Genomic DNA, 18,116 nt, shown 5'->3' with positions numbered 1-18,116 from the left:
AACCCTGTTTATGGTGTACCACCTTTTTCCCCATCTAAAACACCTTTTTTTATTGTTTTAATATAGAAAAATATGTTTCGCTCAAGACCTCACGATGCGGCTTTGATAAGTTATTTTTGACGACTTGATTTTTACCTCATCTGCCGCTGCAGTATGAGCTGATTCGTTATCGTTCAGTTAATAAATCGCTGATGCTCGTGCGATTCTTGCTCGCTGTCCTCTTCTGGCAGTTTAGCACTAGCATTCAGCGGAGGGAGCTCGTCGTCGTCGTCCCGATGTCCATATTTTTTCTGCAAGTCATCATCGTCATCATGATTTACGTCAGTATCAGCTGCGGATCTTAGCCCTTTCTTCTGCTGGTCCGCTATATCCCCTTGCATCGATGTGCCGTCCCTGTACCTTTGCTTGAGTTCACGGTCATCCTGCATGGATTGATTGTCACCGCTGCTTTGCTTGAGTTCACGGTCACCTTTCATAGAATGATTGTCACTGTTGCTTTGCTCATGAAACGATTGATCATCCTGCATGGAAGTTTCTTTTTCGCAGCTTTGCCCATCCTGTACGCGCCGCTCTTTTTCCTTTTGATCAACATCATTCGTAGTCATGCTTAATTCCCCCTTCAGATTGCTGTTCTTCATCCCAACGGGTTTACCGAACCTGCAACCACATATTTAAACCACCGTCCTTATATCAGTGTTGTACCACCGAAGCGTGATTCCAAAACCCTATTTAAAAAACGACCCCTTCTTTTTCCCTTTTAACAGGTCGCCGGTCCAGCCATTGTATTTTAAATAACCATACAGCAGAACCGTGGAAATAATGATAAGCAGGATTGAAAAAATGTAGCCAAACCGCCACTCGAGCTCAGGCATATTGGTGAAGTTCATGCCCCATAACGCCCCGAATGCCATAATCGGCGTAAAAATGGTTGTAATCACTGTTAAGGTTTTCATAATTTCGTTTCCGCGGTGCGAGGAGATGACTTCCTCTAATTTAATAATCGAATCAAGTTCATGTTCATATTCGTTCAAAAGCGAGAACGCCCGATCAATTCGTTTCGCTGTGCAACGAAATATCGCGTAATCACCGCCGTGATGAAGGGCAATTTCCTCGATCGCCATTTTCAGTTCCCGGATTGGAATCAATAGACTTTTCCACACTAACAGCTCATGCCTTCGTCTATAGACAAGTTCAAGGGTGCCCGTTTCATTCTTTATTCGGATACTCCAAATCAGGCTCTTGAGCTCCGCTTCGAACCCATCAATCTCCACTAACATTTCATTCATCAATTCTCCGAGAAAAAGTAAAAAACCGTCGACTGCGTTATCAGTCTGACCGATTTTTCGTAAAAGTCTTTCTGAATCGATGTGTTTCAGTGCCGACAACTCCAAGTCGACCGAAATCCATTGATCTTTCGTCACATAAAAATGAAAGAGTTGATAATCTGTTTCATTTTTAAAATTTTGTTTATAAATGAGCGAGCCATTGACGACCTTTTCGCCAGTTTCCAGGATGCTTACTCGCAGGCAATTTGCCCTGTTTCCACGGACTTGCTCGAACCAGTCTTTGCATCCGTAACTTTCATTTTCAATGAGCGATTTTATCCTATCAATCTCGGTTTCTTTAAATTGAAACCACTTCCACTTCGCAGGACCGATATATTTTTCCATAGTTTCTCCTTTTTATAATGATAAGTTCCCGCCTTTTGAAAAAATGAAACTTAAAACATAGGTTTGTTAACAATATTAGTAGGGTATTCATAGATAAAACAGGATTGGAGCCGCTATCCGGGCTCCACATAAAATCCAAAGGAGGGTTTTGTTTTGAAACGAGGCTTAGGAAAAACATCACTAATGGTTGTAGGAATCGGAGCATCTGCATCTGCGGCGGTATGGTTATCATCTAAACCGAATCGCATCAAAACAGAAAATTGGCTTCGAAAGTTGAAACGAAAAGTCAAACCCACTGTCTTTGAGAAAAGCGAACAGCTCCCGATTGAAAAAGGCGCCCATCCTCATCCACACGATCTCGAGGATAACAATATGGTCAGCGAGGGTGCGATGTATTCCGTAAAATTTTATAATGAGAGAATTCAATAACTGAAATACAGTTGGGGTACCTTGCCCCAACTGTTTTTAATTTGATGGGGAAATAGGGAGTTCCCGGCACTTCTATTGGTGACCATTTTCTCTTTTTTCCTCAAAAGAAAAAAGCCCCGCCTGAGGCCCCAATTATCGCTTTATCACTTCTAAATACATGATGTGGTAACCATCGGCTTCGTGGACTTTGAACGAGTACTCTTCCGCTTCAACCACTGCGCCCGCACCTAATTGAACGGTGGGATCTTGTGTCAGGAACCAGCCGCCAATTGTATCCACTTCCTCATCGGTTAAGTGGGTGCCGAGAAGCTGGTTTACTTCGCGAATGGCAACTTTGGCATCAATAATATAGTGTTTATCCGCCTCGATCGTGCGAATTTCCGACACTTCGTCTCCATCAAATTCATCCCTTACCTCGCCAATGATTTCCTCGATGATATCCTCGACTGTCACTAAACCAGAGGTCCCCCCATATTCGTCCAGCAGAATCGCCATATGGGTTCGTTCCATCTGCATCTTGATCAATAAGTCATGAATCGGGATGGTTTCGATGACGCGAATCACAGGCTGGATATAAGATTTTATTTTCCAATTTTGATATTGACCTTGACTCATGATTTTAGCGGTTATAAACATTTTCACGTTCATTACACCAATAATATGATCTTTATCCCCCTCGATAACGGGATAACGGGTAAATTTTTCCTCCTTCATCGTTTGCACGACGTCCCCAATCGTATCTTCAACTGAGAGACAGATCATTTCTGTCCGCGGCACCATAACCTCCTTGGCGATCCGCTCATCAAATTCAAAAATATTGTTAACATATTTCCATTCATTTTTGTTGATTTCCCCGCTATGATAGCTTTCTGACAGGAGAATCCGCAGCTCTTCCTCCGAGTGCGCCACTTCAAGCTCGGCCCCTGGCTTTAACCCAAACAGGCCGACAAGCAAACGGGCAGCATTGTTTAACAACCAAATAAATGGAAACATAATTTTGTAAAATATGATGATCGGTTTGGCGAATAACAGCGTAATGGCCTCCGCTTTTTGAATGGCCACTGTTTTTGGCGCCAATTCCCCTGCGACCACGTGGATAAAGGTAACAATGGCAAACGCCAGCGCAAAGGAGACGATATGGGTCACAGCATCGTTCATCCCTAGTATTACCAGCAACGGATGAAACAGCTTTTCTACCGTCGGTTCTCCAAGCCAGCCCAGTCCCAACGCCGTCACCGTGATGCCAAGCTGTGTGGCTGACAAATATTCATCAAGATGGGTCACAACTGTTTTCGCTGCAATCGCGCTCTTTTTCCCTTCCAGAATCAATTGGTCAATCCGCGACGTCCGTACCTTGACAATAGCAAATTCAATCGCGACGAAGAAACCAGTTAAGACAATGAGCAGTGCAATCACTAATAGATTTATCATCAGCATACCCTGCACCTCCCTTTTTTTAAGGCTTTGTTAAAAGTGAATGTTGATTTCCGTTCCAGGCGCTTCGCTTTCCGCGGGGCGGGCGGTGAGCCTCCTCGGCGCTAAAGCGCCTGCGGGGTCTCACCTGTCCCGCTGCTCCCGCAGGAGTCTCGCGCCTTCCACTCCAATCAACATTGTGTTCATAATCAAAAATGTTCTTTAACACAGCCTTTTTTAAAAATAACAATCCGAAATCAGATGGGGATTTCGGATTGTTTTGTTTATAAATTCCCCCCTAGCCAAGGGGTTCCAGATTGATTTGCCTCAGCCAAGGGTGTTCCGGATCATTCCCGTTCTACATTATAAATTTTCCTCTTCCAGTTTATTGTCTAGTTTCCGTAAATATTTGCGGGCAAACTCTGTTCCGCCAAGTCCAAATGCGAGTCCGAATGCCAGCGCCAAACCGCCTAAGACGAGAATAAAGGCCGCATTGACAATGGAGTGGGCTACACCGAGTTGGTCTAACGCCATAAACAGCGTAATCGTAAAGATTGCATATTTTGCAACCGCGGCAAGGGTGCGGGAGTAGCGCTGTTTTAAGACATTTTGCAGCACCCGCTCGACTAAATAGCCTAAATATAAGCCGACCCCTAAAATTACTAATGCCGCTAATAGCATTGGTAAATAGGCAATTACCCCCGTTGCTAACGTAACTAAGAAATTTAAATGAACAATTTGCAAGGCTTCTGCTGTAAATAAGATCACCACGACAATTTTCGCCAGCAGCCCAACGAGCTGTGACAACGTGTACTTCGACTGCCCATTCGGTGTCAACGAGCCGATTCCCATATGGTGGAAAATATTATCAAACCGTAAGCGCCAGAGCATTTGCTCGACCATTTTTTCAACCCATTTTCCTAGCCATATTCCGAATAAAATTAACATGATGGCCGCAGCAATGTTTGGAATTAGGGTCATAATTTGCTGGAGCATCGCAATTGCCGGCTCTGAAATTCCCTTTAAGTCCAATTTTTCCAAAGCTGTAATAATTGTTGGTATGAGGATGAGGATGAACACGATATTTCCGATAATGGTTGAAAGATTAGCTCCTTCAAGTCCAAATCGCTGTCCGAGTCGTTCCGTCCCAATGCTCTTTAAAAAATTGGTTAAAATATCACGAACAAGTTTTGCAATCAGCCAGCCGATAAAAATAATGAGGGCTGCCGCAAATAATTTTGGAATAATGGCCAGTAAGGTCGAAAGGACATGTGCGAAAGGTTCAGAAATCCCATCCAGCTGCAATGCGCCTAATACCCCTGGTAAAAATAGCAAAAGAACAAAATAGAAGAGTGCCTTTGCGATACTGTTCACTTTGGTGCTGGCATCTAGTTGATTTTTGGCCATCTTCCATTTTACTAGATGGCCTTCTACACGGAACATCGCTGCCCCTCTTTTAAATAGCAGTTTCAGCACGGTCGCGACCGCCCAGGCAAATAGGAGAATCAGTGCTGCTTTTAATAGATTGGGGATTGCTGCTGTGATTGTCGATAACATGTTAACGAGCGGCGTTGCGATTAGACTTAAGTTCAGGATATTAAAAAAGATTGTCCACACAAACACCAGTAAAAGATAGTAAACTATTTTTCCAATCAGCACTTCTGATGGATATTTTCGTTTTTCCACGTTGGAAAACAGCTTATCATCAAAGCTTGTTTTCTTGAGCGCAGCCTCTACACCCTTGCCAATCCATTTAGCAGCCAGCCAGCCAATTAAGAGGACAAGCAGTGCCAGTAATAAGTTTGGAAGCTGGTCGGTGTATGTGTACCATCCGGCTGTCATATTTCTAAACGTCATGTAACATCTCTCCTTTTTATCTAATATTGATTGGTAACTGTAATACCCCAACACCCTTTCTTCAAACATGCGATATTGTCTCGGTGATTATTTAAAAATGGCTCTTTTAAAGTGAATATTGATCTCCGTTCCAGGCGCTTCGCTTTCCGCGGGGCGGGCGGTGAGCCTCCTCGGCGCTTAAGCGCCTGCGGGGTCTCACCTGTCCCGCTGCTCCCGCAGGAGTCTCGCGCCTTCCACTCCAATCAACATTGTGCTAACGATCAACTATGTGTTTTAACACAGTCTAAAAAATGCATTTAATGTAGGTGAATAATTTGGATGAATTTAGGGGTTTTGAATTTTTTTTAAGGGGAAATATACCCACCAGCTAGACGAATTTAGAGGAGGAGTATCCATGATTACTGCTAAGAAGAAAAAATTACTAGCTGGCGGATTTGCTGTTTTCCTAACATTTGGATTAGCCGGTTGCGGCGATGGTGTCGACCAAGATAATGGCATTAATGATGGCGAGCAAAAAGATGCGATTGATAACGACACAAAGCAGGAATCCAATGATGCCTATCAGGAAGCAAAGGACAATTTAAACGATATCAAGAACGATGTTGAGAAAAAAATAAAAGAAGAGGAAGCCAATGATGGCGTCGACGACGGGGAAAAGGCTGATGAAAATAATAACTAGAGTTTCCTAGACTTTCTCATAGGGTAATAGAATAGTGGAGATAAAAAACTTTAGCCAAGGAGGAACTAACAATGAATAAAGAACAAGTAAAAGGTAAGCTAGACCAGGTGAAGGGTGAAGGAAAAGAACAATGGGGTAAATTAACCGACGATCACTCAAAGGAAGCAGAAGGAAAAATGGACAAGGCAAAGGGTAAACTGAAAGAAGGTTACGGGGATGTAAAGGAAAAATTATCGGAAAAAGATGATAAAGTAGAATAAAATTGTGCAAAAAAAGAAGAGGCTCCCCCTGCCTCTTCTTTCTGTATGAATACCCCTTTAATTTGACCCCTTGTTTGTATTACCTTTTTACATTTTGTTCAAAAAATCGAGCGCGATGTTAGGCGCTACCCCGAATAAAACAGAACCAACGACAGCCACAATTAGGACAACGATGATGCCGAATGGCAGGTTGAACTTGCTTTCTTCGCGCGCCGGGCGGAAGAACATTTGCGTCATGACGCCGAAATAATAGAAATACGAGACGACGGTGGTCGCAATCATGATCGAAGCCAGTACGTAATGCGGCTCGCCGTAAAAGGCGCCGACAAAGATGTTTAACTTGCCGATGAATCCGGCTGTGCCCGGGAAGCCTGCCAAGGAAACGAGTAATATTCCCATCGTGACAGCGAGAACCGGTGAACGACGGTACAGCCCGGCGAAATCAGCAATCTCAGCTGAACCCGTTTTTTCCGTTACGACTTGGATAACTGCAAAAGCGCCAAGGTTCATTAACATGTAGGCAAGCAGGTAAAACCAAACGGAAAAGATTAAATTCGCGCTCAGCGTCGTTAAGGCAACAAGCAGATAACCGGCGTGGGCGATGCTGGAATAAGCAAACATCCGTTTAATATTCGTTTGTTTCAACGCGACGACGTTACCGATGATCATCGTAACCGCGGCAAGGAAGGCCAGATAATCGTGCATTTTGAACAGGATACTGCCCCCATCCCCCGATGGAGCGGCATTGAAAAACACGGAAATCAGAATCCGGATGACAATCACAAACCCAGCCGTTTTCGAAACGACACTCAGGAAGGCCGTAACAGGTGTCGGCGCCCCTTGATAAACATCCGGCGCCCACATGTGGAACGGTGCCGAAGCCAGTTTAAACGATAGACCGACAAAAATCATTAAGAAGGCAAGACCGAGCAAGTAGGTATGCTGGCCATCGACAACTGCGGACAACTTATTGGCGATTTCCGCTAAATTGGTTGAGCCGGTTAATCCGTACACATAACTCATCCCGAAAAGCGTGATTGCCGTTGCAATCGAGCCATTGATAACGTATTTCATCGCCGATTCGTTGGACTTCAGGTTGTGCTTCTTGATGCCTGCTAATATATAGGAAGAAATCGATAGCAATTCCAATCCGATAAACAAAGTAATTAAGTCGCCGCTCGATGTCATGAACATCGCACCGAGCAAGGCCGTTAAGAACAAGTAGTAAAACTCGCCGCGGTAGTCTTCCATACCCTCTTTTGCGTCATAGCTGACCGCCAAAAACATGACGAGGCCAGCACCGGCAAGCAATAGTAATTTAAACGACTTGCCAAACATATCAAGCGTAAATGTATCATATAGAATCGAGGTTGGCTCTGTGCCAAGTAAGCTGAAGAGCGCAGCCATTGCGGCAATAATACCGGCAATGGAGAGCCAGCCAAGAATTCTGCGGTCAATACGCTTTGGCATAAATAAATCTAGTAATGTCAGCAATGCGATGACGCCAAGGATGATGAACTCTGGTGTCATAACACTCCAATTAAACTCGCTCAATGTCTCAAGACTCATCCTTCATCACCCTCCTATCCCAAGCATGATTGTTTCCAGTGTTGTTTGCAGCGGTGAGCTTAACACACTTGGGAAAACGCCGATTACCACGATAAGTAACATCAGAACCCCGACTGGGATTAATTCGACCCCTTTAAGGTCAAGGACACCGGTAAATTCACGGTGTGACTTGCCGTAGGTCATGCCAAGGACCGCGCGCAGCAAGTACGCCGCCGTCATGATAATGCCGATGGTTCCAACAGCAGCAATCCACGGCAATTCTTTGAACAGACCGAGGAAAGCCATAAATTCGCTGACGAACCCGGACATGCCCGGAAGACCGAGTGATGCCATTGCACCGGCAAGCAAGAAGCCTGCGGCAATCGGCATCCCTTTGGCGATACCGCCGAGATTTCCGATCAGCGACGTGTCGGTCCGCTCGTACAAGACTCCAACCAAGAAGAACAATAGCGCGGAAATCAAGCCGTGCGAAATCACTTGGAAAATCGCCCCTTGCACTCCAGCCTCGTTCATGGCAGCCAGTCCGATTAACACAATGCCCATATGTGAAATCGAAGAATATGCTAACACCATTTTAAAGTCTGTTTGAATGAATGCTAAAAACGCCCCGTAGAGCAGGTTGATCACTCCAAGAATGGCAATTAGGATGCTAAGTGTTTTAAATTGCTCGGGAAAAATCCCCATTCCAAAACGAATTAAGCCGTACGCACCAATTTTGAGCAGGATCCCCGAGTGGATCATTACAACCGATGGCGGCGCCTGGACGTGAACCTTGAGCATCCAGCTGTGCAGCGGGAAAATCGGTAATTTTACTCCAAATGCGATTAATAATGAGATTAATAGACCGAGCTTCAAGTCGCCAGACAGCGGTGCGCTTGGGTCGGCCATGATTTGGGCCAGCATCTCAATATTGGTTGTACCTGTTTTTGCAAACAGAATCATAATGACAATCAGCAGAACAGCGGAGCCTAAGCCGTTATAGATTAGGAAGCTGTATGCTGCTTTTTCTTTTTCAAAATAACCCCATTTTCCGATTAAGAAGAAGGTTGGAATCAGCGTGATTTCGAAAAAGATAAAGAATAGAATTAAGTTTTCTGCGGTAAAGACACCGAGCATGCCGATTTCTAGTAAAAGAAACAGCATGAAGTAGCCTTTCCATTCTTTCTTGACAAACTTGGCAGCCGCTAGCGCTGAAAGTGTTGCAACGACGGCTGTAAGCACAACAAGTACGAGCTGAAAGCCGCTTAGTGCGAGCTCATAATTAACAGAGAAAAATGGTTCTGGGACGCCGCCCATGCCGCGGAATTGAATCCACGCCTTCGAGACGGCAAAATCAGCTAAATCCTTGCCCCACTGAAAGTGTAAGTAAGCGGCAAGTGCGATTAATAAAGCTGGAATCGTCGCTAAAAAGCCGACCACTTTAATGAGTTTCTCCGATTGTTTCGGCAAAAATGCTAAAACGATGATTCCTAGTAAAGGGGAGAATACTAGGATTGAAAGTGTCGATTGTAAATTCATCGTAAGTACCCCCCTGTTAACGCAAAGATGACGACGAGCAGCGCAAGGCTGAAAAAGGCAACAGCCCCATATGTCTGTACCTGTCCGGTCTGCATTTTCGAACCAGTTCGACCAAGGCCTTGGACAATTCCGACAACGCCCTTGACGAGTCCTTCCACGAGGAAGACATCAATGAAGCGAAGGAAATAGCTTAAGCCTTTTGTAAACGCGACGACTGTGAGTTGATAGAATTCGTCAACGTAATATTTGTTCAGTAAAATCGTGTGCAAGGTGTCCCCCGTGCCGCTGATGGTGTTGCGGGCGATGGAACGCTTGCGGTACATCAAGTAGGCAAAGTAGATTCCAGCTAAGGAAACAACGGTTGCCGCAATCATGATCCAGATTGGACCTTCGACATGGCCATGGCCGAGTGCCGGGTTGCCGTCAACGAGCCAGTCGCCAAGGAAGGAACCGAACCATGGTGTGTTCACATAACCAGCGATGACCGCTAAGACGCCTAGAAGAATCATCGGATATGTCATGTTGTTTGGCGATTCGTGAACATGCTTTTGTTCGCTGCGGGCTTCGCCGGTGAAGACCAGGAAGAACAAGCGGAACATGTAGAATGCCGTCATGAATGCTGCAATTAACGCCAAGAAGAAGAGGATTGGATGTCCGCCTTCCCATGCGGCGACTAAAATTTCATCTTTACTGAAGAAACCGGAAAGCCCTGGCACACCGCTGATTGCAAGTGTTCCAATTAAGAATAACGGACCGGTCAGCTTTAATTTTTTCCAAAGTCCACCCATTTCCTCGATGTTCTGCGTATGCACGGCGTGAATCACGGAGCCGGCTGCTAGGAATAGGAGCGCCTTGAAGAACGCGTGTGTCATCAGGTGGAAAACACCGGCGACATATCCTGCAGAGCCGAGCGCCAGCATCATGTAGCCTAATTGGCTCACGGTTGAGTAGGCAAGGACTCTCTTGATATCAGTTTGGACAAGTCCGATGCTCGCCGCAAAAATGGCGGTAAACGCGCCGATGACGGCAATCGTTAACAATGCGGTTTTGCTTGCTGCGAACAGCGGGAATAGGGCAGCCACTAAGTAAACCCCGGCCGCAACCATTGTTGCCGCGTGGATGAGGGCCGAAACAGGTGTCGGACCTTCCATCGCATCCGGAAGCCACGTATGCAGCGGGAACTGACCCGATTTGCCGACCGCGCCGATAAAAATCAGGATTGCGGTTAGGGTGATCATGGTGCCTGACACCGCGCCGGCATCGACTGCTGCGAAAATTTCGCTGTATTCAAAGCTTTTTGTTTCCCAGAAGAGCAGGATCATCCCAATGAAGAGTCCAACGTCCCCAATCCGGGTCATGATGAACGCCTTTTTCGCGGCGGCCTTTGCTTCTTCTTTGTAATAATAAAAGCCGATTAATAGGAAGGAACCGACACCAACAAGCTCCCAGAAAATATAGGTTTGCAGCAGGTTCGGCGAGATGACGAGCCCGAGCATTGCAAACGTAAATAGTCCTAAATAGGCATAGAATACTGGAAACCGCTCATCCCCGTTCATGTACCCTTTCGAGTAGGTATGTACTAAGAAACTTACGAGCGATACGATAAACAGCATTAATGCATTCAATTGATTCACTTCAAAACCCGCTGTTAGATGCAAATCTCCAATCGTGAGCCAGTCAAATTTCGTGCTATAGGTTGGCTCCGAAAAGCGCTCGAATAATACGAGAATCGAGAAGACTAGCGATGCCAGCGTGAGAAGAATCCCCACATAGGCGCTCGCCTCCTTCAGGCGCTTACCGAATAGAAGAAGGATCAAAAACGATAATAGCGGGAAAAGCGGTATGAGCCATGCATTCTCCATCATTATCACTATCCCCTTTTCGGGCGTGCGTGCGGCACTTACTGTGACTACCACCACCCGAATTTTGTCGAAATTGCTGTGCGGTGCCTGACACCCTTTTCCAGTTAAAGGGAAATGGTGCCTGACACCCTAGTTTTTGACACCCTAGTTTTTCATTGTGTCCATTTCATCAATGTTGACGGTTTTCCTTGTGCGGTATAGCGAGATTAAGATTGCTAGTCCGACTGCGGCTTCGGCGGCCGCGACGCTGATAGCAAACAGGGCAAATACTTGGCCTGTAATGGACGGCGCTATCCCGTATTTGCTGAAGGTGACCAGGTTAATGTTCACGGCATTCAGCATTAATTCAATCGAAATTAACACGATAACGGTATTTCTCTTGGTAAGCGCACCGTATAAGCCGATGCAAAATAAAATCAGGGCCAGTGCCAGGAAGGCTGAAGCGGGAACTGAACTCATTCGTCATCCGCCTCCTTCTTCTCATTCTTCGCTAAAATAATGGAACCAACTAAAGCCGCTAATAGTAACACAGAGGTTAACTCAAATGGAATGATGTATTTTGAGTAAAGTGCTTTACCGATTTGCATCGTGTTGTTTTCATGCAGCGCGGTTTGCTCTTGCTCAACATTGAAATTGTAGATCCCAATATAGACGGCAAAGGCAAAACCGAGAATCCCCAAAAATACGAGAAGTTTGCGCAATTTACCTGTTTTAGGTTCATTTTCATCATCATGCTTCGTTAACATGATACCAAACAGCATGATAATCGTAATCGCACCAGAATAGATTAAAACTTGCACGGATGCGACAAATTCTGCAGAAAGCAGCACGTAAATGCCGGCGATTGCTACAAAAGTAAAGATAAGGGCAACGACCATATGAACAACCTTGGTAAGGTTCAACAGAAGCACGCCGCCGATGAGCGCAACAAGTGCAAGGCCCATAAAAGCGAGGAATTCGCCTGAAAATGTCATGCTTTATTCACCTGCCGTATGTTTTCGTCGTTTTCATCCAGCCATTCTAGATTTTTAAATAACATGTCACGGCTATATTCAGCAAGCTCGAAGTTATTGGTCATAATAATGGCTTCCGTCGGGCAAACCTCCGTACATAGGTCACAAAGGATGCAAATCTCGAAGTTAATGTCGTATGTGTCGATGATTTTCCCCTTTTTCGCCGGGTCCGGATGTTTTTTGCCCGTTAATTGAATACAATCGGTCGGGCAAATGTTGGCGCATTGATTACAGACAATACACTTCTCCGGATAAAACTTCTGAATCCCGCGGAACCGGTCCGGCAGCGGCAGCGGCTTATTCGGATAATCATAAGTAACCTTTTCGCGCGTTAAGTTCTTTAGGGTATATTTCAAGCCTTTAGCAAATCCAAGCACGTTTTTCACCCCTTTTACGTTTTAAAGATGGTTTTCGGTGGTATTTAATAGTGTCAGACACCCTTTTACAGCAAATGGTAAATAGTGTCAGGCACCGCTTGACAGAAAATAACATTTGGTGTCAGGCACCGCGCCTTAGAAAAATAGTGATTTGAGTAAGGCGGTTAGGAATATGTTTGCTAGTGCGATTGGCAGGAGTACTTTCCAGCCAAATTCCATGAGTCTGTCAGCGCGGAAACGCGGTAACGTTGCGCGGATCCAGATATAGATGAAAACGACGACACTGAATTTAAGTGCAAACCAAACGGCACCTGGAATAAAGTTAAGGAAGCTGAATGGCGCAAGCCAGCCGCCAAGAAAGACAACGGTAATCAGTGCAGACATTGCGAATAAATAGACATATTCAGCAAGCATAAAGAATGCCCAGCGGAATCCTGAATATTCAACATGGTATCCTGCAACAAGTTCGTTTTCCGACTCTGGCAAATCAAATGGTGTCCGGTTTAGTTCGGCAATCGATGCAATAAAAAAGACGATAAAGCCGATTGGCTGTAATAGGATAAACCAGCCGTGCTCCTGATGCGTGACAATTTCATTTAAATTTAAGCTTCCTGTTAAAAGGATGACACCAAGGACAGACATCACGAGCGGGATTTCATATGAAATCATCTGGGCCGCTGCACGCATGCCTCCTAAGAGTGCGTACTTGTTATTCGATGCCCAGCCGCCTAGCACCATTCCAAAAACGGTTAATCCGGATACGGCTATGTAATAAAGCAGGCCGACCCCGATATCCGCAAATTGAAATTTATCGGTGAAAGGCATCGTCGCCAGGACCATGAAGGATGGCGCGAAGGCAATCATTGGTGCAATGATAAATAATGGCTTGTCGGCAGCTTTTGGGATAATGTCCTCTTTTAGTAACAGCTTAAGGACGTCAGCGACGGTTTGCAGCAGTCCCCATTTACCGCCGACCTGATTTGGACCATGGCGCAGCTGCATATAACCTAAGACTTTCCGCTCTGCTAAAATCCCGTAGGTAACGAAGCCTAAGACAATTAAAAGCAAGACAGCACCGAGTAAAAAGAAAATTGCAAAGTTAGCCCAACCGGGACTTGACTGGAGCAATTCTTCTATCATTAGCCGTCAACCTCCCCAAGGACAATGTCAATTGCCCCTAAAATAGCAATCATGTTTGCGATATTTTCGCCTTTTAATAGTTTTGGGAGAATTTGCAGATTATAGAAGGACGGCCTTCTAAACTTTAAGCGGTACGGTTCTTTTTTGCCGTCACTCGCAATATAGCAGCCAATTTCTCCGCGCGGTGATTCAATTCTGACAAAGGCTTCCCCTTTAGGTGCCTTAATAATCTTCGGCACTTTGGCCATAATTTCGCCTTCGGCAGGGAATTGCTCTACTGCTTGTTCAAGGATGTTCAATGACTGCTCAATTTCGGCAAGACGCAGATGGTAGCGTGCCAAGCAATCGCCTTCCTCAGATGTCGGAACATCAAATTCAAAGCGGTTATAAATCGAATAGGGTTCATCTTTACGAAGATCCCACTTCACGCCGGTACAGCGAAGATTTGGCCCGCTGAGTGAATAATGGAGTGCATCCTCTTTCGTATACTTGCCAATCCCCTTTACCCGATCGAGAAAAATTTCATTTCCGGAAACAAGGTCATGGAAGCCCTTTAGCTGTCCGCGCATATATGGAACAAAATCTCTTACTTTTTCAATCCAGCCCTCAGGTGCATCCCACTTTACACCGCCAACGCGCATATAGTTGAACGTCAAGCGTGCCCCCGACAGCTCGTTCAGCATATTGATAATCATTTCGCGGTCACGGAACGCATAGATAAATGGACTCGTCGCCCCAAGGTCAAGGATGTAAGTCCCCCATGCGACAAGGTGACTCGCAACCCGGTTCAGCTCCATCGCAATCACACGCAGAAAATCAGCCCGTTCAGGAACCTGAATCCCCATCATTGTTTCGACCGCATGACAGAGGATATAATTATTTGTCATCGATGACAAATAATCCATTCGGTCTGTATACGGAATAATCTGTGTATATTGCAGGTTCTCAGCCAATTTTTCCGTCCCGCGGTGTAAATAACCGATGACCGGCTTTGCCTCGGTAATGATTTCCCCATCAATTTTTACGACCAGCCGGAAAACACCGTGCGTACTTGGATGCTGAGGACCAACGTTTAGTATCATTTCTTCTGTTCTGATCACTCTCTACACCTCCACATCGTACGGCTCATAATCTTTTCGCAGTGGATAGCCCACCCAATCTTCGCCGAGGAAGATGCGGCGCAAGTCCGGATGCCCGGTAAACTTTATCCCGAGTAAATCATACGCTTCACATTCGGGCCACTCCGCTCCAGCCCAAAGCGGCACGAGCGACTCAAGTACCGGTTCCCCGCGGTCAATCTTCACTTTTAAAGCGACTGATTGACGATTTTTGTATGAGTAGAAGTGAACATACACTTCCATATACGTTTCGAAGTCTGTCCCATGAAGCTCTGATAAATAATCAAACCCTAAGAGCTCATTATATTTTAAAAATTGAGCTATCTTAAAATATGTATCACGCTTCGCCACGAGTGTTGGAACATCCTTAGACAGTTTATTAATATAAGAATCTTCTAAAACGTCAGAACCTAGATTTTCCTCAATTACCTTGATGTACTTATCTAAATATGGCTGGTTGACTGATGGCTTTGCTTCTGCCGCCGGAGCTTCCGTACTGCCGGCTTTCCCTCCAGCTGCTGCTTTTGCTTTCGCTGCCGCCGCGGCCTTTGCCTTCGCTTTCGCTGCTGCAATCGCTTTCGCCTTCTCATCATCGCCGCCTGCCGCATCAGCTGCTGCGTCTCCTGCTCCGGCTGCTTTCGCCTTAGCCTTCGCCGCTGCTGCTGCTTTCGCCTTCGCTACCGCCGCTGCCTTTTTCTTCGCGAGGTCATCTGCATCTCCACCTGAGGTCGCTTCACTTGCGGTTTCCTCTGCTGGCGCTTCCCCCATCGCTTTTCGCTTCGCCGCTGCCGCTGCTTTTGCCTTCGCTACCGCCGCTGCTTTTTTCTTCGCGAGATCATCCGCGTCTCCACCTGAGGTCGCTTCACTTGCGGTTTTCTCTGCTGGCGCTTCACCCATCGCTTTTCGCTTTGCCGCAGCCGCTGCTTTTGCCTTCGCTACCGCCGCTGCTTTTTTCTTTGCGAGGTCATCTTTTTCTCCACCTGAGGTCGCTTCACTTGCGGTTTCCTCTGCTGGCGCTTCACCCATCGCTTTTCGCTTCGCCGCTGCCGCTGCTTTTGCCTTCGCTACTGCGGCTGCTTTTTTCTTTGCGAGGTCATCCGCATCGTTTACCGGCGCTGCTGCTTCAGCTGGTGGTGCCACTGGTTCTTCAGCCTTTACCGGCTCAACAGGTTTGGCTTCCTGCATAGGCTCCTCCGCCTGCTTCGGTTCCGATTCCTGCTTCGTTTCCGCCATGCCGGCTGCCTTGGCCGCCCGTTTCGCTGCCGCTGCTGCTTTTGCTTTTGCAACTGCCTCTTTCTTTAACTGTTCGAGATCCTTTTCCCCACTCATTGGTTAGATCACCTTCTTCCCAGTCTTCGCTTCATAGCGAATCTTTTCCTTTAACTTATTGATACCATAAATTAAAGCGGCTGGGTTTGGTGGGCATCCAGGTATGTATACATCAACAGGGACGATTTGATCGACTCCCTTAACAACAGAATATGACTTTACATACGGCCCGCCAGCTGTTGCACAAGAACCCATCGCAATCACCCATTTTGGCTCAGGCATTTGGTCATACAATCTTCGTAAAATCGGCGCCATTTTCTTCGTCACCGTTCCTGACACAATCATACAATCCGACTGGCGTGGTGACGTACGGAAAAACGAACCAGAACGGTCCAAATCATAGTTGGCCCCGCCAACACCCATCATTTCAATCGCACAACAAGCCAGACCAAAAGTCATCGGGTAGATCGAACTGCTTCGCGCCCATGCCTTAATTTGCTCCAGCGTAGTCATAAATACATTTCTCTGTAACTCTTCCATCTCTCGAGGTGAAATGTTGTCTAATTTTAGATCCATCGTAGCACCTTCTTTTTCCAAGCATAGATTAAGCCGATTAAAAGCATGGCAACGAAAATCAACATTTCAACCAATGCAAAAATCCCCAGCTTATCATAGGCCACAGCCCATGGATATAAAAATACCGTTTCCACATCAAAAATAACAAACATCAGGGCAAAAATATAATAGCGGACATTGAACTGTACACGGGAATCGTGAAATGGCTCAATACCGCTCTCATATGTGGTATACTTCGCATCACTCGGAACATGCGGACGCAAAAGCTTACCTAAATATAACGCCACCACCGGCAGCAGTACCCCCAGACATAAGAACGCAAAAACTATCAGATAATTATTCTGATATACATTTAAAAGTTCCATGCCCATCCCCTCCAATGTTGAAATAATTTAAACAAACACAAAATTGCAACCGAATACATTATAGCATTCTTACAAACCCATGTCGACAAGCCATCTTCACAAAATTGGAATTCTATCGCCGCGAAATTCTCGATTTAAAGGCACTTGAGAGCTCGCTCTCAAAAGAGCCTTTAAATCGGGAATTTTGCAAGCCGCAGCGACAGCGGAGGCGCTTCGGTGCGCTAGCACATGGCGATAGAAGTCCAATTTCACACCCAAACCGGACAGTCGACATGGGTCCCCTCCCCCTGAGCGTTTGCGTGATCTCGCAGAAATACTTCTTGAATACACTTCAGAGATGACGCAAAAGCGAATTGGCAAGCTGGTCAATGGAGGAAGGTCTTAGCGCACGTGATCTGGAGCGTCAGCGGAAGATGACGTGCATAGATCAGGGTTCGCAAGAACCCCAAAAAACGCTCAAAAATTTCGACAACAACCCTTATTTAATACCAAAAAACGACCATTGTCAGTGAGGTTTGTCATTAACTGTTAACAATCTATTACACTTTTTTTAGTTAATTAGTATTCTTCACTACATTACCTTCACTGTGTTCTCCCTACCATCATATTCATGAGGGGACAATTCATTCGATTTTTACAAAATCCAGGACATGTTTACCGTACGCAATACTAAATTACCTATAAAATGCTAAATAGCCAGTCGCAAGACTGGCTCAATCTAACTTTCGCTCCTTCATCTAATTATTAGGCTCTTTTTATAACGTACTCCTTCCATTAAAACCATTTAATTGACCTTTCCTTTTNTACTGTCCACTTTTCCTCATTTACTCTCCACTTCCGACGATTTACTGTCCACTTTTCCCCTTTTACTCTCCACTCCCTAAATTCCATCCACAAACAACTCAAATAGCCAGTCGCAAGACTGGCTCAATAGTCAAGTCCTTGATTTTGTGTAAATTTGCTAAACAATGTTTTCAACCAAATTTTGTTATGTCAAATAT

At 45.6% G+C, this 18,116-nt stretch carries 18 protein-coding genes; 3 read left to right on the top strand and 15 right to left on the bottom strand.

Annotated features, from left to right (window positions below):
- Window positions 1-173: 173 nt before the first annotated feature.
- Both AA980_RS22840 and AA980_RS22835 read right to left on the bottom strand, forming a co-directional pair.
- Window positions 174-605, bottom strand: coding sequence for a hypothetical protein (locus tag AA980_RS22840; RefSeq protein ID WP_024027119.1), 432 nt, complete (start codon window positions 603-605; stop codon window positions 174-176).
- Window positions 606-725: 120 nt separating this feature from the next.
- Window positions 726-1,670, bottom strand: coding sequence for a magnesium transporter CorA family protein (locus AA980_RS22835; protein WP_024027118.1), 945 nt, complete (start codon window positions 1,668-1,670; stop codon window positions 726-728).
- 153 nt (window positions 1,671-1,823) lie between these two features.
- Between AA980_RS22835 and AA980_RS22830 the strand changes: the two genes are divergently transcribed.
- Complete coding sequence (locus AA980_RS22830; protein ID WP_024027117.1) at window positions 1,824-2,099, top strand: hypothetical protein; 276 nt, start codon at window positions 1,824-1,826, stop codon at window positions 2,097-2,099.
- Window positions 2,100-2,231: 132 nt separating this feature from the next.
- Here the strand turns inward: AA980_RS22830 and AA980_RS22825 are convergent, their stop codons facing one another.
- Both AA980_RS22825 and AA980_RS22820 read right to left on the bottom strand, forming a co-directional pair.
- Entirely contained in the window at window positions 2,232-3,536 is a 1,305-nt protein-coding gene (locus tag AA980_RS22825; RefSeq protein ID WP_024027116.1) for a hemolysin family protein, read from the bottom strand.
- A gap of 339 nt (window positions 3,537-3,875) precedes the next feature.
- Complete coding sequence (locus AA980_RS22820) at window positions 3,876-5,369, bottom strand: mechanosensitive ion channel (protein WP_024031111.1); 1,494 nt, start codon at window positions 5,367-5,369, stop codon at window positions 3,876-3,878.
- Window positions 5,370-5,763: 394 nt separating this feature from the next.
- Here AA980_RS22820 and AA980_RS22815 point away from each other — a divergent pair, with 394 nt between their 5' ends.
- A complete protein-coding gene (locus tag AA980_RS22815) occupies window positions 5,764-6,048 on the top strand; it encodes a hypothetical protein (protein WP_024029650.1) in 285 nt (94 codons plus the stop codon).
- 71 nt (window positions 6,049-6,119) lie between these two features.
- Window positions 6,120-6,308 carry a CsbD family protein gene (locus AA980_RS22810; protein WP_024029649.1) on the top strand — a complete coding sequence of 63 codons (189 nt, stop codon included), beginning with the start codon at window positions 6,120-6,122 and terminating at the stop codon, window positions 6,306-6,308.
- An 87-nt stretch (window positions 6,309-6,395) separates the two neighbouring features.
- Here the strand turns inward: AA980_RS22810 and nuoN are convergent, their stop codons facing one another.
- The 11 genes from nuoN to AA980_RS22755 form a co-directional block, all read right to left on the bottom strand.
- On the bottom strand, window positions 6,396-7,877 hold the full coding sequence (gene nuoN, locus AA980_RS22805; RefSeq protein ID WP_024029648.1) for an NADH-quinone oxidoreductase subunit NuoN: 1,482 nt from the start codon (window positions 7,875-7,877) through the stop codon (window positions 6,396-6,398).
- A 6-nt stretch (window positions 7,878-7,883) separates the two neighbouring features.
- A complete protein-coding gene (locus AA980_RS22800; protein WP_024029647.1) occupies window positions 7,884-9,395 on the bottom strand; it encodes an NADH-quinone oxidoreductase subunit M in 1,512 nt (503 codons plus the stop codon).
- Window positions 9,392-11,260: an NADH-quinone oxidoreductase subunit L gene (nuoL, locus tag AA980_RS22795; protein WP_024029646.1), complete on the bottom strand. Its 1,869-nt coding sequence runs from the start codon at window positions 11,258-11,260 to the stop codon at window positions 9,392-9,394. Before nuoL ends, AA980_RS22800 begins: the two co-directional genes overlap by 4 nt.
- 141 nt (window positions 11,261-11,401) lie before the next feature.
- Entirely contained in the window at window positions 11,402-11,716 is a 315-nt protein-coding gene (nuoK, locus tag AA980_RS22790; protein ID WP_024029645.1) for an NADH-quinone oxidoreductase subunit NuoK, read from the bottom strand.
- Window positions 11,713-12,231 carry an NADH-quinone oxidoreductase subunit J gene (locus tag AA980_RS22785; protein WP_024029644.1) on the bottom strand — a complete coding sequence of 173 codons (519 nt, stop codon included), beginning with the start codon at window positions 12,229-12,231 and terminating at the stop codon, window positions 11,713-11,715. The genes nuoK and AA980_RS22785 overlap by 4 nt, the downstream gene beginning before the upstream one ends.
- On the bottom strand, window positions 12,228-12,647 hold the full coding sequence (nuoI, locus tag AA980_RS22780) for an NADH-quinone oxidoreductase subunit NuoI (protein ID WP_024029643.1): 420 nt from the start codon (window positions 12,645-12,647) through the stop codon (window positions 12,228-12,230). The genes AA980_RS22785 and nuoI overlap by 4 nt, the downstream gene beginning before the upstream one ends.
- 135 nt (window positions 12,648-12,782) lie before the next feature.
- Window positions 12,783-13,787: an NADH-quinone oxidoreductase subunit NuoH gene (gene nuoH / locus AA980_RS22775; protein ID WP_024029642.1), complete on the bottom strand. Its 1,005-nt coding sequence runs from the start codon at window positions 13,785-13,787 to the stop codon at window positions 12,783-12,785.
- Window positions 13,787-14,887: an NADH-quinone oxidoreductase subunit D gene (locus AA980_RS22770; protein WP_024029641.1), complete on the bottom strand. Its 1,101-nt coding sequence runs from the start codon at window positions 14,885-14,887 to the stop codon at window positions 13,787-13,789. Before AA980_RS22770 ends, nuoH begins: the two co-directional genes overlap by 1 nt.
- Before the next feature lie 3 nt (window positions 14,888-14,890).
- A complete protein-coding gene (locus AA980_RS22765; RefSeq protein WP_024029640.1) occupies window positions 14,891-16,234 on the bottom strand; it encodes an NADH-quinone oxidoreductase subunit C in 1,344 nt (447 codons plus the stop codon).
- Between the two features lie 3 nt (window positions 16,235-16,237).
- The gene (locus tag AA980_RS22760; protein ID WP_024029639.1) at window positions 16,238-16,750 is read right to left on the bottom strand and encodes a NuoB/complex I 20 kDa subunit family protein; all 513 of its coding nucleotides are present in this window, start codon (window positions 16,748-16,750) and stop codon (window positions 16,238-16,240) included.
- Window positions 16,741-17,115: an NADH-quinone oxidoreductase subunit A gene (locus tag AA980_RS22755; RefSeq protein ID WP_024029638.1), complete on the bottom strand. Its 375-nt coding sequence runs from the start codon at window positions 17,113-17,115 to the stop codon at window positions 16,741-16,743. The genes AA980_RS22760 and AA980_RS22755 overlap by 10 nt, the downstream gene beginning before the upstream one ends.
- Between the last annotated feature and the right edge of the window lie 1,001 nt (window positions 17,116-18,116).

The sequence above is a fragment of the Neobacillus vireti genome (assembly GCF_001026695.1).
GTDB classification, from domain to species: domain Bacteria; phylum Bacillota; class Bacilli; order Bacillales; family Cytobacillaceae; genus Neobacillus; species Neobacillus vireti.
This window is presented reverse-complemented; position numbering and strand designations above follow the sequence as displayed.

Coding starts and splice junctions, on each gene's coding strand:
- nuoH (WP_024029642.1), bottom strand. CDS start 13,787: ATGATAGAAGAATTGCTCCAGTCAAGTCCCGGTTGGGCTAACTTTGCA.
- AA980_RS22810 (WP_024029649.1), top strand. CDS start 6,120: ATGAATAAAGAACAAGTAAAAGGTAAGCTAGACCAGGTGAAGGGTGAA.
- AA980_RS22825 (WP_024027116.1), bottom strand. CDS start 3,536: ATGCTGATGATAAATCTATTAGTGATTGCACTGCTCATTGTCTTAACT.
- AA980_RS22835 (WP_024027118.1), bottom strand. CDS start 1,670: ATGGAAAAATATATCGGTCCTGCGAAGTGGAAGTGGTTTCAATTTAAA.
- AA980_RS22800 (WP_024029647.1), bottom strand. CDS start 9,395: ATGAATTTACAATCGACACTTTCAATCCTAGTATTCTCCCCTTTACTA.
- nuoN (WP_024029648.1), bottom strand. CDS start 7,877: ATGAGTCTTGAGACATTGAGCGAGTTTAATTGGAGTGTTATGACACCA.
- AA980_RS22840 (WP_024027119.1), bottom strand. CDS start 605: ATGACTACGAATGATGTTGATCAAAAGGAAAAAGAGCGGCGCGTACAG.
- AA980_RS22815 (WP_024029650.1), top strand. CDS start 5,764: ATGATTACTGCTAAGAAGAAAAAATTACTAGCTGGCGGATTTGCTGTT.
- AA980_RS22785 (WP_024029644.1), bottom strand. CDS start 12,231: ATGACATTTTCAGGCGAATTCCTCGCTTTTATGGGCCTTGCACTTGTT.
- AA980_RS22765 (WP_024029640.1), bottom strand. CDS start 16,234: ATGAGTGGGGAAAAGGATCTCGAACAGTTAAAGAAAGAGGCAGTTGCA.
- AA980_RS22760 (WP_024029639.1), bottom strand. CDS start 16,750: ATGGATCTAAAATTAGACAACATTTCACCTCGAGAGATGGAAGAGTTA.
- AA980_RS22755 (WP_024029638.1), bottom strand. CDS start 17,115: ATGGAACTTTTAAATGTATATCAGAATAATTATCTGATAGTTTTTGCG.
- nuoK (WP_024029645.1), bottom strand. CDS start 11,716: ATGAGTTCAGTTCCCGCTTCAGCCTTCCTGGCACTGGCCCTGATTTTA.
- AA980_RS22820 (WP_024031111.1), bottom strand. CDS start 5,369: ATGACGTTTAGAAATATGACAGCCGGATGGTACACATACACCGACCAG.
- nuoL (WP_024029646.1), bottom strand. CDS start 11,260: ATGATGGAGAATGCATGGCTCATACCGCTTTTCCCGCTATTATCGTTT.